The sequence below is a fragment of the Streptomyces sp. NPDC026301 genome, assembly GCF_055567935.1.
Map to the genome: position 1 here is coordinate 59191 of NZ_JBVHPN010000015.1, position 14956 is coordinate 74146.

At 70.4% G+C, this 14956-nt stretch carries 16 protein-coding genes; 2 read left to right on the plus strand and 14 right to left on the minus strand.

The features are described 5' to 3' along the window. Nucleotides 1-6: 6 nt before the first annotated feature. Complete coding sequence (locus ACZ4MH_RS25225; RefSeq protein WP_467754708.1) at nucleotides 7-672, minus strand: ATP-dependent Clp protease proteolytic subunit; 666 nt, start codon at nucleotides 670-672, stop codon at nucleotides 7-9. 75 nt (nucleotides 673-747) lie between these two features. Next, nucleotides 748-1566 (minus strand): thioesterase domain-containing protein, encoded by an 819-nt coding sequence (locus tag ACZ4MH_RS25230; RefSeq protein ID WP_351591287.1) that lies wholly within the window; start codon nucleotides 1564-1566, stop codon nucleotides 748-750. A gap of 128 nt (nucleotides 1567-1694) precedes the next feature. On the opposite strand from ACZ4MH_RS25230, the gene ACZ4MH_RS25235 reads away from it, so the two are divergent. Continuing rightward, nucleotides 1695-2009 (plus strand): type II toxin-antitoxin system Phd/YefM family antitoxin, encoded by a 315-nt coding sequence (locus ACZ4MH_RS25235; RefSeq protein WP_351591289.1) that lies wholly within the window; start codon nucleotides 1695-1697, stop codon nucleotides 2007-2009. 198 nt (nucleotides 2010-2207) lie between these two features. Here the strand turns inward: ACZ4MH_RS25235 and ACZ4MH_RS25240 are convergent, their stop codons facing one another. The 10 genes from ACZ4MH_RS25240 to ACZ4MH_RS25285 form a co-directional block, all read right to left on the minus strand. Beyond that, nucleotides 2208-2909, minus strand: a complete 702-nt coding sequence (locus ACZ4MH_RS25240; RefSeq protein WP_351591291.1) for a hypothetical protein — start codon at nucleotides 2907-2909, stop codon at nucleotides 2208-2210. Then, nucleotides 2906-3355 (minus strand): hypothetical protein, encoded by a 450-nt coding sequence (locus tag ACZ4MH_RS25245; protein WP_351591294.1) that lies wholly within the window; start codon nucleotides 3353-3355, stop codon nucleotides 2906-2908. Before ACZ4MH_RS25245 ends, ACZ4MH_RS25240 begins: the two co-directional genes overlap by 4 nt. Beyond that, on the minus strand, nucleotides 3352-4359 hold the full coding sequence (locus tag ACZ4MH_RS25250; RefSeq protein WP_351591297.1) for a hypothetical protein: 1008 nt from the start codon (nucleotides 4357-4359) through the stop codon (nucleotides 3352-3354). Before ACZ4MH_RS25250 ends, ACZ4MH_RS25245 begins: the two co-directional genes overlap by 4 nt. Continuing rightward, the gene (locus tag ACZ4MH_RS25255; RefSeq protein ID WP_351591299.1) at nucleotides 4286-5359 is read right to left on the minus strand and encodes a hypothetical protein; all 1074 of its coding nucleotides are present in this window, start codon (nucleotides 5357-5359) and stop codon (nucleotides 4286-4288) included. Before ACZ4MH_RS25255 ends, ACZ4MH_RS25250 begins: the two co-directional genes overlap by 74 nt. Further along, nucleotides 5360-5701, minus strand: a complete 342-nt coding sequence (locus ACZ4MH_RS25260) for a DUF6507 family protein (RefSeq protein ID WP_351591302.1) — start codon at nucleotides 5699-5701, stop codon at nucleotides 5360-5362. A 10-nt stretch (nucleotides 5702-5711) separates the two neighbouring features. After that, nucleotides 5712-5972, minus strand: a complete 261-nt coding sequence (locus ACZ4MH_RS25265) for a hypothetical protein (protein ID WP_351591305.1) — start codon at nucleotides 5970-5972, stop codon at nucleotides 5712-5714. 685 nt (nucleotides 5973-6657) lie between these two features. Further along, a complete protein-coding gene (locus ACZ4MH_RS25270) occupies nucleotides 6658-7308 on the minus strand; it encodes a thymidine kinase (protein WP_351591308.1) in 651 nt (216 codons plus the stop codon). A gap of 325 nt (nucleotides 7309-7633) precedes the next feature. Continuing rightward, the gene (locus ACZ4MH_RS25275) at nucleotides 7634-8833 is read right to left on the minus strand and encodes an alkaline phosphatase family protein (protein ID WP_351591311.1); all 1200 of its coding nucleotides are present in this window, start codon (nucleotides 8831-8833) and stop codon (nucleotides 7634-7636) included. Then, a complete protein-coding gene (locus tag ACZ4MH_RS25280) occupies nucleotides 8833-9423 on the minus strand; it encodes a DUF5998 family protein (RefSeq protein WP_351591314.1) in 591 nt (196 codons plus the stop codon). Before ACZ4MH_RS25280 ends, ACZ4MH_RS25275 begins: the two co-directional genes overlap by 1 nt. 56 nt (nucleotides 9424-9479) lie before the next feature. Further along, nucleotides 9480-12365: a bifunctional acetate--CoA ligase family protein/GNAT family N-acetyltransferase gene (locus tag ACZ4MH_RS25285; protein ID WP_351591317.1), complete on the minus strand. Its 2886-nt coding sequence runs from the start codon at nucleotides 12363-12365 to the stop codon at nucleotides 9480-9482. Between the two features lie 246 nt (nucleotides 12366-12611). Here ACZ4MH_RS25285 and ACZ4MH_RS25290 point away from each other — a divergent pair, with 246 nt between their 5' ends. After that, nucleotides 12612-12893 (plus strand): HPr family phosphocarrier protein, encoded by a 282-nt coding sequence (locus ACZ4MH_RS25290; protein WP_030260828.1) that lies wholly within the window; start codon nucleotides 12612-12614, stop codon nucleotides 12891-12893. Between the two features lie 254 nt (nucleotides 12894-13147). Here the strand turns inward: ACZ4MH_RS25290 and ACZ4MH_RS25295 are convergent, their stop codons facing one another. Both ACZ4MH_RS25295 and ACZ4MH_RS25300 read right to left on the minus strand, forming a co-directional pair. Next, entirely contained in the window at nucleotides 13148-13846 is a 699-nt protein-coding gene (locus ACZ4MH_RS25295; RefSeq protein ID WP_351591320.1) for a GntR family transcriptional regulator, read from the minus strand. Between the two features lie 264 nt (nucleotides 13847-14110). Continuing rightward, nucleotides 14111-14944, minus strand: a complete 834-nt coding sequence (locus ACZ4MH_RS25300; protein WP_351591323.1) for a M23 family metallopeptidase — start codon at nucleotides 14942-14944, stop codon at nucleotides 14111-14113. Nucleotides 14945-14956 lie beyond the last annotated feature (12 nt).

The following is a 14956-nucleotide window of genomic DNA, read 5'->3' on the forward strand; positions in this document are numbered from 1 at the left end:
GCCCGGCTACTGGACGTTACGCGGCACCACGACCTGGTCCACGATCCCGTAATCACGGGCCATCTCGGCCGTCAGGATCTTGTCGCGCTCGATGTCCTCGCGGACCTTCTCGATCGGCGCGTCGGAGTGCTTGGAAAGCATCTCTTCCATCTGCGACCGCATACGCAGGATTTCATTGGCCTGGATCTCGAGGTCGGAGACCTGGCCGCGACCGGTTTCGGTGTACGGCTGATGAATCAGCACCCGGGCGTTGGGCAGCGCCAGCCGCTTTCCGGGGGTACCCGCCGCCAGCAGAATGGCCGCACCGGAGGCCGCCTGCCCCAGACAGACCGTCTGGATGTCGGGCTTGACGTACTGCATGGTGTCGTAGATCGCGGTCAGCGCGGTGAAAGAGCCGCCCGGGCTGTTGATGTAGAGCGAGATGTCCCGGTCCGGGTCCATCGATTCCAGGCAGATCAGCTGGGCCATGATGTCATTGGCCGAGGCGTCGTCGAGCTGCACACCCAGGAAGATGATGCGCTCCTCGAAGAGCTTGGCGTACGGATCGTACTCACGGACACCCTGCGAGGTGCGCTCCACAAAGCGCGGGACCACATAGCGCGCCTCGGCCTGGGGCAGTCGGGCGCGAGCATCGGAAAGATTGCTGGAGTTCACAGTACCGTCCTGTTGCAGAAGCGGAAAATAGCCTGGCGAGAAGTCGAACAATTCAAACAGAGAGACGTAGTTCACGCCTTTACGTCAAAAAGTTCACGTCTTTACAGCAAAAGCGTTTTCGACGGCCCGCTCGATGATGGGCGCGATCTCTCCCAGCCGGGCGTCGTCCATCATCGTGTAGTGCGTGCCGTCGGCCCAGGCGACGGTCGCCGGGCGGCCGGTCACCTCGGACCAGCCGAGGCACTCCGGCGCCGCGTTCCAGCCGGTTTCGTCCCGCGCCCGGATCACCAGGAGCGGCGCCGAACAGGGCCTGGCCTGCCAGCTGTTGTCGAAAATCCCCTGGTGCCAGCGGTAGATGTCCCAGAAGGGGCGCAGATCCTGGCCCGTGAGCCCCGGCACGTCATTCGCGACAGCGATCAGGTCCGCCGCGTGGTCGAGAAGCGCGGCGACCGCGGAGTCATCGGCCGAGGAGGCCCCGGCGGAGAATCCGGCGCCGGACATGTCGATCCCGAAGAGCCCGCCCACCTCCGTGGCCAGATCGGTCGTACGGCCCGCCAGCACCTCATGGGTCGCGCTGTCCAGCAGGATCACGCCGGCCGGAGCGACCCCCCGCTCCTCGGCGAGGCGCGCCATCTCCACGGCGACCGGCCCGCTGAAGGACCAGCCGACGAAGACGGGCACCGACCGGGAGTCGGTGGCCAGATACTCCGTCAGGTAGGCGTCCGCGATGCCCTCGATGGACCGGGGACGGCCGGGGTCGATGCCCGTGGCCTGGAAGGCGTAGACGGAGCAGTCCGAACGCAGATGCGGCTGCAGGGCGCGGAACGAGGCGGCCGAACCGCTCGCGGGGTGGATGAAGACCAGGGCGTGCCGCCCACTGGACGCCTTCAGGCAGACCAGGTTTCCGCCCACTTCACACAGCTCCTTGTCGGTCGGGCTCACGGCCGGCCGGCGGGGGCATGGCATGACCCTCCCCCTCAGCAGAAGCGCAAGCGCGTTCGCACGAACGTACAGGATGTACAGGACGTAGGATGGTGATCATGGCTTATGAGATTCCCGTGACGCAAGCCCGGGCCGAACTCGCCGACCTGATCAACCGCGCGGTGTACGGCGGGGAGCGCGTCGTCGTGACCCGCCACGGCAAGCCGCTCGTCGCCCTTGTGTCGGCCGCGGAGTTGGAACAGCTGGACGCCGCGGCTCAGGAGGCGCAGGAAGCCCAGGAGGTACAGGAACGGGTGATCGGGACCGTGTCCTTCGTCTCGGAGGTCCAGTCCCCCGGCGAACAGGGCCAGGGCCGCTTCGGCCTCGTCGCCGAATACGGCTCCCCGTACAACTCCGGCCCTTACGGCCCCTGACAGGGCGCGGCCCTCCCTGGTCCGGAGGGCTCAGCGGCGGGGCAGAACCCCGCAGTACGCGGCCGTAGTACGCGCCCGTAGTACGCACGGAAGCCGCCGGCCACAAGCCGACGACTCCCGTCTCTTCGGTGCGAACAGCACCGGTTCGACCGGTGCTACGACTCGCGGGGACGCTGTCGTTTTCTTTGTCCGCGTCACCTACAAGGGAAAACAGCGCAGCAGCAACCGCCACACCGCAGTCGCCGAGACCGGCTCCAACGTGGTCCGCTCGGAGTCACTCCTGATCACGGCCCACAGCCCGTCGGCGGTGTCGAGGACCCGCAGGGTGCGCGTGTGCGGGGTGCCCGCCGCATCGGGCCACCGCGTCGCCACCTCCCACCACCGCGCACCGTCCGCGGCGGAAGCACCGACCGCCTCCAGCACCGAGTGTCCGGTCAGCGGGCGGCCATCGTGCGGTTCGTTCTCGAACAGCTCCTCGACCTCGGCGGTGGGCAGCGGGACCGCAGCCGCGTCGGGCACCGGCCGGGGCGCGAGCCCGACGACACAGGCCACCGCGGCCGGCATCGACGCCGGGGCCGTGCCGGTCAGTTCCACCAGGTCGTCCGGGGCGTCCAGGAGCAGTGCCGCGGACTCCCCGCCCAGCCAGCCGGCACCGTGCACGCCGCTGCCGTCCGCGGCGGCGCCGTGGACGGAGAGCAGGCACGCCGGGTCGGACATGGCGTCCACCACCGGCGCGACGGCCGGGTGCGGCTTCCCGTCGGCCAGCACCCCGGCCTCCGAAAGCGTACGCAGCCCTTCGCCGTCGCCCCGCTCACCCTCCGCCCAGTCGTAGAAGGCCTCGAACAGTTCCGGGGACAGGCGCAGCCGGCCGCTGTCACCGTCGAAGAGCACCCCGGTCATGTGGGCACCTCCCGAAGACGGAAGCAGCCGGCGACCGAGGCGAACAGGTCCGCCTTCGCGTCGTAGTCGAATGTGGCGGCCGAGGCGGTCACGGTGAACCCCCGGCGCCCCGTCGTCCAGGACCACTGCTCCGCGGTGATGGCCCCGGCCTCGGGAAGGACATGGTGGAACAGCCGTCGCGTGCCGGAACCCATCGGCTCCTCGTCCACCAGCAAGTACTCCTGGAGGTGGTCCTCCAGCGCCCGGCCCACGGCCTGCTGCCACTGCCGTGCGTCCTCGACGTCCTCGGCCGTGACGACGACGTTGGCGCGGAACGCCTCGCCGTCCCCCGGCTCCACGGCGATCAGGGCGACCGGCGGCCCTGGGGATTCCACCGCCTCCCAGTGCTCCGGAAGGGCGATATTGAATTCCCGGTCTTCGTACGGCTGCAGTTCGTTGCTGGTCATGCGTGCTGCCCGGTCCGTTCCCTGATGAAGGCGGCCACCTTTCGCGCTCGGCCCCTGGCCACGTCGAATACATAGGCGCCGCTCGCGGTCCGCACGACCAGCCTGGGGAAGGGCGAACGCATCCAGAATCCCGGTCGTCGGCGACCGTCCGCGCCCGCCCGCGCGGGCACCACCTCGACCCCGGTGAGCTGACCGGCGGGAATCGTCACGACGGTCGGCTTCTGGCGAAGCGAGTCCTCCTGCTTGGTGGCGGCGAAGCCCAACCCCTGCGGATACCAGGCCAGCTTGCCCTCGACCGTTCCCTTGCGCGCGAGCCCGTGACCCTGCTCGTCGGTATCCGGATCGTGCACCCAGCCGCCCTTCCACTGGGCCACGGGCTCGGACACATCCCCGAATCTCTTCCCTATCTCTTCCTGACTGAGCAGGGTAGGAGTCTGTGCTGCGCAGGAATCCACCAAGGTCCCCAGAGCGCCCTGAGGCTGCGCGCCCTTGAAATCCTTCTTGTACTCGCCTCGGCGGAACCAACGGGGGCCCCACCATTTCGGGAGACCGAAGAACCCGGCGAGCAGGACCAGGAAGTGCAGAGCGCTGATGAAGGCGAAGGGGAGAACCACCAGCTTGGGGAGACCGAAGAGATAGTAAATCCCGCCCCCGAGCATCACGAAGGCAAAGAGGGGAATGCCGATGAGCGCCAGTTGCGGACCACGATCGATCACTGCCCAGGAACGGGCCTGCCGCGTACGACCGAGCCAGCACCACACCGTGTAGACAGATCCGAGACCGCCGACGACGGTTGCGGGAAGTCCCTGTATACCCCAGGACTTGGCGTGACTGGTTTCTAGGTAGACGCCCAGAAAAACCAAAGCCATCACGACCACTGGCGACCTCGCTGAAAAGATCGACAGGGTCCGCCGGCGCGCCACGATTACATCACTTCCCAATAATTCCGTTAATCCAGTCTCCGGCCGCACTGCCGAGGCCAGAACCTGCGGCAGCACCGACAAGACCACCCACCACCGCGCCCACCGGCGCGCCGACTCCGCCGAATGCGGCGCCTACCGCGGCACCGGCCGCTGCGCCGCCTTCCGCACCCGCCCACGTGCCGCCGGTCGTCGCGGCGGATTTGACCCCGGTGCGGGCGACGCGCTTCCCGGTGGACATGTTGGGGTCCTGGGAGTCCTGGCCCCACTGGCTCAGCCCCGAGGTAACAGCGGTGAGTCCCATACTCACCTTGCCGCCCCACTTGCCAACGGTCGCCCACTTGTTCCGGCTTGCGGCGGCATAGCTCTTGGCCTGCCAGTTCGTGCTCCACATGCGCCGGTAGGTGTTCTTCCACAGCGGCTCGTTCTTCCACGGCAGATAGCCGTACCTGCCGCCCGGCAGATATCCCCTGGGGGCGAACCTGCCGTACTTGTAGTAGCTCGCCCACGACACGCCGGCACCGAGCCCCGTCGTCCCGTAACCACCGAACCCCAGGTACTGACGCCCCTGCTCGGCCCAGTTGGTTCCGGGGCCGTCGTTCGTGGCATTGATCTTGTCAACGGCGGTCTGACTGGCCTCGTCATGGGCGGCGACCTTGACGCGTACGGCGGAGGTAATGCGATCGTTCTCCTCGACCAGGTCCGGCTTGTGCCGCCAGCCCTCGCCCAGCGGCTTCGCCTTGGCGACCAGACTCTCGGCATCGCGCTTCAGCTGCTTGAGCGACTTCTTTATCGGCGCACCGGCGTCAACGTACCCCTGCAGGACATCAGCGACGGTCTGGGCGGCCTCGGCGACCTTGCTCGCCTGCTGCTTGACGGGAATCAGCTTTTCAGCGAGGACCGCGCCGTTCGGCGCAAGGTAATTCAGGCCGACACCTGCTGCCCACGCACCGTCGATTTTCCCGCCGCGGTGCTCCATTCCAGAGGCGGCCCTCCGGATCGTCCGGACCTCCGCCTCCACATCCCCGAAGTGCACGTCGTCCAGGGAAGGGATCTCCTCCGGGTCGATCAGCGTGTCCGTCATTTAACGACCACCCTGCCCGAGCCAGCCGTTTTCTGAAGAATTCACCCCGCCCATTCCCTGGTTCGCGTTGCTTCTCATCTCGTCGTCCCCCTCCCCGAATATGCTGGTTGCCCGTCCGGCGCCGTCCACCGTGCACGCCACCCTGGACGACATGATGCCGGTCTTCTGTTGGACGTCCCCCGCGAACCTGGCCAGGGCCTCGGCGATCGGGCCGCCGCTCGCCGACCCCGCACCGTCGAGCGCGTCGAGCAGTGTCCGGACATCCGAGTCGAGGTCGTTGCCGTGGCGGGTGGCCTTCTGACCGGTTTCATTCATTCCGCTCGGCGAAATGTCGAACTTCATGACTCACCCCTCAGCCGATCCCGCCCGCCACGCTTTTGGTCTGCTGATGCGCGGGCCGGGCAGTGCCATCGTTCTTTTGCAGCGGCGAATTGACCAGACGAATGATGGAGTGAACTTCGCTCGCCGACTTGTTCCTGCGCTGTTCCGTGCCGTGGTACTGGCCCGAGACGCCGCCCGCCGGAATCCGGCCATCGCGGCCTTTCCTTACCGGTCTTGGCGCGCCGCTCAGCGAGTCGAGACCCGCGATGACACCGTGGAGGTTCGATTGCACCCCGCCCGATGCACCGGCGCCGTGGCTCCGCCGCCCCCTCATTACCCAACTCGCGCCCTCTCCCCCTTGGCCGTGGCCCCGTTCCCGTAGGTGTAAGCCCGTAGGTGTAGCCCGTAGGCGTATCAGCGCCCACCGTCGCTGCCACCTGCTCAACTCGCGCTACCGATCCCGCCACCCGGACCGACCGCCCAGCCCCGCAGACAAGGAAACATTCCCGCCCGACTGCACGCCCAGCCACGTAGAGCACGCGCGACACACAGCCAGGCGAACAAAGCTACCCATAGACGCATGCAGACTCAATCGACCTCCAGGCAGCGAAGTGCGCCTCACGCCGCGGCACGGCGCACGATGCGGGCGCATAGCGCGGACGTTGTCTCTCCTCGGCTTCCTGGCGGAGGTCTGCCGTCGTAGGGTCGCCAGGGGCTGTGCATGACTTTGCAGGCGTTTGTGGTGATCATTCGGAGTTCGCGGAGGTCCCGGAGTACCGGGTAGCCGTGCGGGCGGGTGACGTCCCATCTGTAGGCGTCGGCGAAGCGCTGATAGTGCGCCTTTTCGTATCCGAAGCGCCGACAGTCGACTTCAACTCCCCGGCGAGGAACCCAGCCGGGCGCAGCAATGAGGCGCGGTCTCCAGTCCTCACGCCGACGTGTTCAAGGAATCCCGGCTGTCGCAGCGGCGGCAGAGGTCAGTCGGAGGTGACCGGCAGTACGTCGGGTGACAGTGCCGACGCCCGTGCGGAAGCGCTCGTCATACGGCGGCGATGGTGGCGTCGGCACAGAACCTCATAGCCGACGACCTCCGTCGCCATATCCACATCTCCCACCACGACCTGCTCGCCCTCGACGACCATCTCGCCGCTCAGCGTACGAGCGTTGTGCGTGGCCCGGGCGCCGCACCAGCACATCGCCTCGACCTGCAGCGCCTCCACCCGGTCCGCCAGCTCAAACAGTCGCTGCGACCCGGGGAACAGCTTCGTGCGGAAGTCCGTGGTGATACCGAAGGCAAAGACGTCCAGGTCCAGATCGTCCACGATCCGGGCCGCCTGGTCGATCTGCTCCGGCAACAGGAACTGGGCCTCGTCCACGATGACGTAGTCGACCCTGCCGCCCCGCGACATGCGGTCCACGACGAACCCGTACAGATCCATCCCAGGCGTCGCCTCCACCGCGTCGGTGGTCAACCCCAAGCGCGACGACAGCTTGCCCTCACCCGCACGGTCATCCCGCGTAAAGATCACACTCTGCAGGCCACGGGCCGAACGGTTGTGCACGATTTGCAGCGCCAGAGTCGACTTTCCGCAGTCCATCGTGCCGCTGAAGAACACCAGTTCAGCCATGGGGGGTTGTTGCCTTTCGGGCGCGTCGGGGCCTGCCGACGGCAATCGGGTCGTATGGGGTGGAGGGCTCGGATGGGTGCGGTTTCGGCTCCCGCTGTCTCCGAGGAGGGCGGTTCGGGCCCCGAGAAGAGCGGTTCGGGCGCCGTACCGTTTCAGCCACCGCTTCCCCCGTTGGGGGGGACGCAGGACCCCTGCTCAACACAGTAACGGGTGCCACTGACAGCGCGGACGGAGCACGTCACGTACAGACTTCCGGCCGGGCGGAGCACCCGCGTGCGGGTTCCGCACAGTGCGCGTCACGGGGTGGGCTCTCCGGCGGAGTGCGTCAGGTGCGGACTTCCAGGAGGGGGACGAGTTGTTCGATCGGGGTCATGGAGCCGTGCATGCCGACCATGGCCGATTCGCGGGGTTCCTTCTCGCTCGCGATGATCACCATGTCGGCATGGGCGGCGGCCACCACATCACCGATTCTGCCCCGTACCCGGTCGTCGACGCGTGGCCCGAACCACCCCGCGGCGATCGCCTCCTCGCGGCCGGCCACCCACATCTGTTCGCCGACCACCTCGCGCCAGACCGCGAGCACGTCGTCGGCCGCGCCCGGATGCGCGTACACATGGCGGCAGCGGCCCTCGCCGCCCAGCAGCCGTACGCCCGCGCGCAGTTCCCAGTCCTCGTCGAAGTCGACGCGGGACTCCGGGTCGAACGGGATGTCGATCATGCCGTGGTCTGCGGTGATGTACAGGGCCGAGCGCGGCGGCAGCTGTTCGGCGAGCCGCTCCGCGAGCCGGTCGACGTACATCAGCTGGCCGCGCCAGGCGTCAGAGTCGACGCCGTAGCGGTGGCCCTTGCCGTCCACCTCGGAGTAGTACGTGTAGACGAGCGACCGGTCGCCGGCGGCCAGTTGTTCGGCGGCCAGGTCCATGCGGTCCTCGCCGGAGAGGCGGCCGTGGAAGGTGCCGCCGCTGAGCGCGATCTCGGTGAGCGGGGTGCGCTCGAAGTTCGGCGCGGAGACCTGGGCGGTGTGGATGCCCGCCGCGTGCGCCTGCTGGAAGACCGTGGGGTACGGCTGCCAGGCGTACGGGTCGGTCCACGGCTGCCAGCGCAGCTGGTTCATCAGCGCGCCGGTGTCGGGGTCTTGGACGGTGTATCCGGCGAGGCCGTGTGCGCCCGGTGGCAGGCCCGTGCCGACCGAGGCCAGGGAAGTGGCCGTGGTGGACGGGAAGCCGGCCGTCATGGGCAGCCCGGTGCCGTTCATGGACGTGCCGAGCAGCGAGGTCAGGAAGGGCGCCTCGTCCGGGTGGGCGCGTAGCAGCTCCCAGCCCAGGCCGTCGACGAGGAAGACGCAGGCGCGGTCGGCGGGCGCCAGCTCCAGGCTCGTCGGCTGCGCGTGCGCCAGGCCCTGGCCCGCGGTGATGGCGGGCAGGAGGTCGCAGAGCGCCCCCGTGCCGTAACGGGGCACCGGCGCGGTGGCGAGGTCCAGCGGCTCGGGCCAGGCGGACGCCGGGTCGACGGCGAAACCCGTCATCAGCGGGCGGCCGATGCGGCGGTGGCTTCGGAGAGCGCCTGGGCGAACGCGAGCGTCTGCCGGACGGTGTCCGGGCCGTCGCCGGCCTCGCTGACCCGCAGCGAGAGGTCGTCGGCGGTGGAGGAGCCGGTGTAGCCGTGGTCGGCCTCGCAGTTCGGGTCGCCGCAGCTGGCGGGCTCCAGGTCGAGCCGGGCGACGGCGCCCCAGCCGATGGTCAGCACGACCTCGCGGGGCAGCTGCCCCGGGGTGTACGACTCCGGGTTGGCCACGACGCGGCTGAGCACGACGGAGGAGATCCGGCCGAGCTTCACCGACTCGGTGGAGGTGGTCGCGTACGGCGTCGGCGACGTGGCGTCCGCGGCCTGCTCGTCGGTGTGGCTGACGATGAAGCGGGTGTCGGTGAGGACCAGCACCGTGACGTGGCGGCGCACTTCGTTCGCGTCGAAGGTGGTCTCCTGGTGGACCAGGTACGACACCACCGGCTCGCCGCCCACCGCGGCCTGCACCGCCTCGGCCACGAGTGCCGGGTAATAGCCGCTGCGCTCGATCGCCGCGCGCAGCCCCTGGGTCGTCGTACCGGTCTTAGCCATGCCGTCCATCCTACGGGGCGCCGGGGCCGCCACGGGCCGCAGGCGGCGGGCCGGGCTCAGTACGCAGGGAGGCGGCGCGGGCCGAGGTCGGTGGTGGCCGGGGGGCGGGCGAGGCGGACGGCGGCGCCGAGGACGGCGAGGCCCTGAGGGGCGACGACGACCGGTTCCAGGTCGATGCCGACGACCTCGGGGTGGTCGTCGACGAGCCGGGAGACGCGCAGCAGCAGTTCCTCCAGCGCGGCGCTGTCCACGGGCTGGGAGCCGCGCCACCCGAAGAGCAGCGGCGCGGTCCGGATGGAGCGGATCTGCTCGGCGACGTCGCGGTCGGTGGCGGGGATGAGGCGGTGCGCCATGTCGCCGAGGAGCTGGGAGGGGGCGCCGGCCAGGCCGAAGGAGAGGACGGCGCCGGCCGCCGGGTCGATGGAGGCGCGGATCACCGTGTCCACGCCGCGCGGCACCATCGCCTGCACCACCGGGCGCAGCTCTTCGGGCTTCCCGAGGAAGTCGGTCAGCTCCTCATAGGCGCGGCGCAGGGCGCGCTCTCCGGGGAGGTCGAGGCGCACACCCCCGAGGTCTGCGCGGTGCCTCAGGTGCGGCGCCGTGGTCTTCAGGGCGACGGGGTAGCCCAGGGACTCGGCGGCGCGTACGGCGGCGTCCGGGTCGGGTGCGGGGAGCGCGGCGCGGACGCGGATGCCGTAGCGGCCGAGCAGGGCGGCGGCCTCGTCGGGCGGCAGGGCCACGGAGCGGTGCGGCTCGGTGTCGGCGGTGAGCTCGTCGAGGAGCCGGTCGATGTCGGCGCCCGCTGCGGCCTCCTGGATGTCCTCGTACTCGGGGACCTTGCCCGGTACGGCGGACTCGCGGCGCCAGGCCGCGTACCGGACGGCCTCCGCGAGCGACCGGACGGCCCGCTCGGCCGAGGGGTAGGCGGGGATGCGGGGCGGGCCGGGGCGCGCCTCCTCCTTGTCCTGCGCTGCCTTCGTGTCCCGCGCCGCCTCCGGATGCAGCGCCGGCTCCGCTTGCGGCGCGGGCTCCTCTGTCGAGGCTGTCGCGCCCGTCGTCCCCGTCCCCGAGAGCGCCCCCGCCAGCTCCTCCATCGCCAGGTGGACGACGGTGACGGGCTTGGCGGGGCCCTCGGCCGCGGCCTCGCGCAGGGCCGTGGCGAGGGCCGCGATCTCCTCCGGGTCCGCGCTGCTGCCCTCGGCGACCCAGGGGATGGCGGTGAGGACGACCGCGTCGATGCGGTCGTTGGCCAGAGCCCGGGCCAGCGCCGCGCGGAAGTCGGCGGTCGTGGCGGCGAAGGGCAGCACATGGGGGCGCTGCGGGCGCAGCCCCTCGGTGAGGCACGCGTCGTACGCCAGGAGAGCGAGCGCTTCGGAGTTGCCCAGGATCGCCACCCGGGGGCCGGCGGGCAGCGGCTGGGAGGCCAGCAGCAGCCCCGCGTCGATCAGCTCGGTGAGGGTGCCGACCCGGATGACGCCGGCCTGCCGCATGAGCGCGGAGACGGTGGAGTCGGGTACGCGGGTGGTGGGGACGGTGTGGCCGAGCGGGACGGTGCCGCTGTGCCGGGCGCCCTTGACGACCACGACGGGCTTGGCGGCGGCGGTGCGGCGGGCGAGCCGGGTGAACTTGCGCGGGTTGCCGATGGACTCCAGGTACAGCAGCGCGACGTCCGTGTCGGGGTCCTCGTACCAGTACTGGAGCAGGTCGTTGCCGGAGACGTCGGCGCGGTTGCCGGCGGATACGAAGGTGGAGACGCCGGCGATCGCGCCGTCCCCGGGGCCGCGCTCCTGGAGGGCGCTGAGCAGGCCGATGCCGATCGCGCCGGACTGGGTGAACAGGCCGACGCGGCCCGCACCGGGCAGCCGGGGCGAGAGGGAGGCGTTGAGGCGGACGGCGGGCGCGGTGTTGATCAGCCCGAACGCGTTCGGGCCGACCAGCCGCATGCCGTACGAGCGGGCCTGGCGCAGCAGTGCGCGCTGCTTCTCGCGCCCTTCGGGTCCGGCCTCCGCGTAACCGGAGGTGAGGACGATCAGCCCCTGTACGCCGTGCTCGCCGCAGTCGCGCACGACATCGGGGACGTGCGCGGCGGGCACGGCGACGACGGCCAGGTCGACGGGGCCGGGGATGTCCCGGAGGGAGCGGTGGGCCGGTACGCCCTCCGGGTCCAGCGTGCTGCCGCCTTCGGGGAAGGCGTGGTTGACGGCGTACGTGCGGCCGGTGAAGCCGGAGTCGAGGATGTTGCGGAGGGCGGAGCGGCCGACGCCTCCGGGGGCGCGCCCCGTACCGATGACGGCGATCGACCCGGGGGCGAGCAGCCGCTGTACGGAGCGGGCCTCGGCGCGGTGCTCGCGGCCGCGCATGACGGCGACGGACTGCTCGGTGGGCTCCAGGTCGAATTCGAGGCGGACGACGCCGTCCTCGAAGGTGCGCTTCTGGGTGTATCCGGCGTCCGTGAACACCTTGATCATCTTGGTGTTGGCGGGCAGCACCTCGGCGGCGAAGCGCCGGATGCCGCGCTCGCGCGCGACCGCGGCGGCGTGCTCCATGAGCGCGGAGGCCACGCCGCGGCCCTGGTGCGCGTCCTGCACGAGGAAGGCGATCTCGGCCTGGTCGGCGTCGGGGCCGGTGGCGGGCCGGCCGTCGGCGTTGATGCGGTCGTACCGGACGGTGGCGATCATCTCGCCGCCCACGAAGGCGGCGAGCCCGACCCGGTCCACGTAGTCGTGGTGGGTGAAGCGGTGCACGTCGCGGTCGGAGAGCCGGGGGTAGGGCGCGAAGAAGCGGTAGTACTTCGACTCGTCGGAGACCTGCTCGTAGAAGGAGACCAGGCGCTCCGCGTCGTCCGGGGTGATGGGGCGGATCCGGGCGGTGCCGCCGTCACGCAGCACCACGTCGGCTTCCCAGTGAGCGGGGTAGGCGGCGGCATCCGACGACGTCTCCATGCGGACAGCGTACGACCGTGTGCGTATCCGGGGGCGGCCGAAGCGTCCGGGGCGCCTCGGGGACGACCGTACGTGCTCCGGGGCGGGACGGTGCGTACGACCGGGTCTCAGCATGCGTACAGCCTGGGCGTGACGCAGGCTTGGACTTCTAGGATCCGAGCGCTCACGGGGGCTGGGCACACCGGACCACCGGTGCCCGCGTGAGAGACTGGTCTAGACAACTTTCCCTACCCGAAGGGCAACACCATGGCTGAGCGCCGCGTCAATGTCGGATGGGCCGAGGGTCTGCACGCCCGCCCCGCCTCGATCTTCGTCCGTGCGGCCACCGCTTCCGGCGTGCCGGTCACGATCGCCAAGGGTGACGGCAACCCCGTCAACGCCGCCTCCATGCTCGCGGTCCTGGGCCTGGGCGCCCAGGGTGGCGAGGAGATCGTGCTGGCTTCGGACGCCGACGGCGCCGACGCCGCGCTGGACCGCCTGGCAAAGCTCGTCTCCGAGGGCCTCGAGGAGCTCCCGGAGACGGTCTGACCCTTCGGGCAGACCGGCGGCCGTACGCCGCCCGGTACCGCCGTCACGGCCCCGCCACAGTGACCCGCACACGGGTCATGGGCGGGGCCGTTCGCATTGCACGGAATTCCCCGCTTTCCCGTCGGCCGGGATCCGACGCAAAAGACATTCGGGCGCACGCAATCAGGTACGCACAATCGGGCCCACGCAAAAGTAATTCGGGCACGGCGGAGCAGGGGTACGGAATTCCCCAGGAGTTGTATACGGCAGCGGTGTTAATTCCGGACGCGCGCCGTGTTTACGGACCGTTTCACTTCCCTCACCGCCGGCGCCGGACGGCGCAGCCGGTGGGCGGGCAGCGCGTGCTCCACATGGGCGGCGGTCAGTGCGCGGGCGCGCTCGGCGTCGCCGCGCGCCACCGCGTCCACGATCGCGCCGTGCTCCTGCCAGGACCGGTCCGCCTCACCGGGCGACGGCTGGTCCAGGTCGATCGCGTACACCCAGTCGATCTTGCGGCGCAGCTGGGTGAGCAGCGCCGTCATGCTCGCGCTGCCGGACGCCTGGGCGAGCGTCTCGTGGAACCAGCAGTCCAGTTGCCGCAGGTCGGCGGCGCTGCCGTGGCGGGCCCTCGCACGCCCCAGGCGGACCAGGCCGCGCAGTACCTTCAGATGGGCGGCCGAGCGGCGGGCCGCGGCGCGGGCGGCGCCCAGGGGCTCCAGGAGGAGGCGGATGTCCAGGAGGTCGGCGGCCTCCTGCTCGGTCGGCTCGGCCACACACGCGCCCGCGTGCCGCCGCGTGGTGACGAACCCCTCGGACTCCAGCGTGCGCAGCGCTTCGCGTACGGGGACGCGGGAGACGCCGTACCGGGACGCGAGCAGTTCCTCGATCAGCCGGGAGCCGGGCGGGAACGTTCCGGAGACGATGTCGTCGCGAATCGCCGTGCAGACCGCATGCGCCGAAATGTTCCCTCGCATCGTCCGTGCCTCCGCCGTAATCCTCTGGAAACGCCGTCCGGGCGGCGCCTTTTCCGTGACTCTATGACACCGGACCGGCATTTCCGATGGCCGTCACGAATTCATGGATATTTTTTGGCCAATGGGCGGGAGTTCCGGGGAGGCGGGGACGGGAGCGCAACGGGAGCGCATACGGAGACGCCGAAGCCCCGGCCGGGGGCCGGGGCTTCGGGTGGTACACGGGGAACGCCGTACGGTGCGCGGCCCCTCAGAGGCTCGGGTCCCTCAGACGCTGACGCCGTGCGAACGCAGGTACGCGATCGGGTCGATGTCCGAGCCGTACTCCGGGCCGGTGCGCGCCTCGAAGTGCAGGTGCGGGCCGGTGGTGTTGCCGGTGTTGCCGGACAGCGCGATCTGCTGGTTCGCGGAGACCCGCTGGCCCACGGAGACGCCGATGGACGACAGGTGGCCGTACTGGGTGTAGGTGCCGTCGTTCATCTTGAGGACGATGTTGTTGCCGTACGCGCCGCCCCAGCCGGCCTCGACGACCGTGCCCGCGCCGACGGCGTGGACGGCGGTGCCGGAGGCGGCGTGGAAGTCGATGCCGGTGTGGCTGCCGGAGGACCACAGGCCGCTGGACGCCTTGTACGGGGTGGAGACGTAGCTGCCGGCGATCGGCGCGACGAAGCCACTGGCGCTGAGCGTGGTACGGGCGTCGGAGCGCGAGGCGCGCTTCTCCGCCGCCTTCTTCTTGGCGGCGGCCTTCTTCTCGGCCGCCTCGGCCGCGGCCTTGCGCTGAGCCTCCTGGGCCTTCTTCTTGGCGGCCTCGGCGTTCTTGACGGCGGCGTCCTCGACCTGCGTACGGGCGGCGGCGACCTCGGCGGCCTCCTCCTGCGCGTCGGCCTGGGCCACGATGTTGTCGGCGACCCGGTCGCCGGTGTCGGCGATGGCGCGGGTCAGGCCGGTGTCGGTGGCGGCCGGGTCCTCGGCGGCGGCCAGCGCCGGGGAGGCGATGGACACGACGACACCGGTCGCGGCGGCTATGCCGGCGATGTTGCGGGTGGTCCGGGCAGCACGGCCGGGGCGGCGGTGCTTGCCGGTGGCACGGGTGAACGCCATGACCGGCGCACT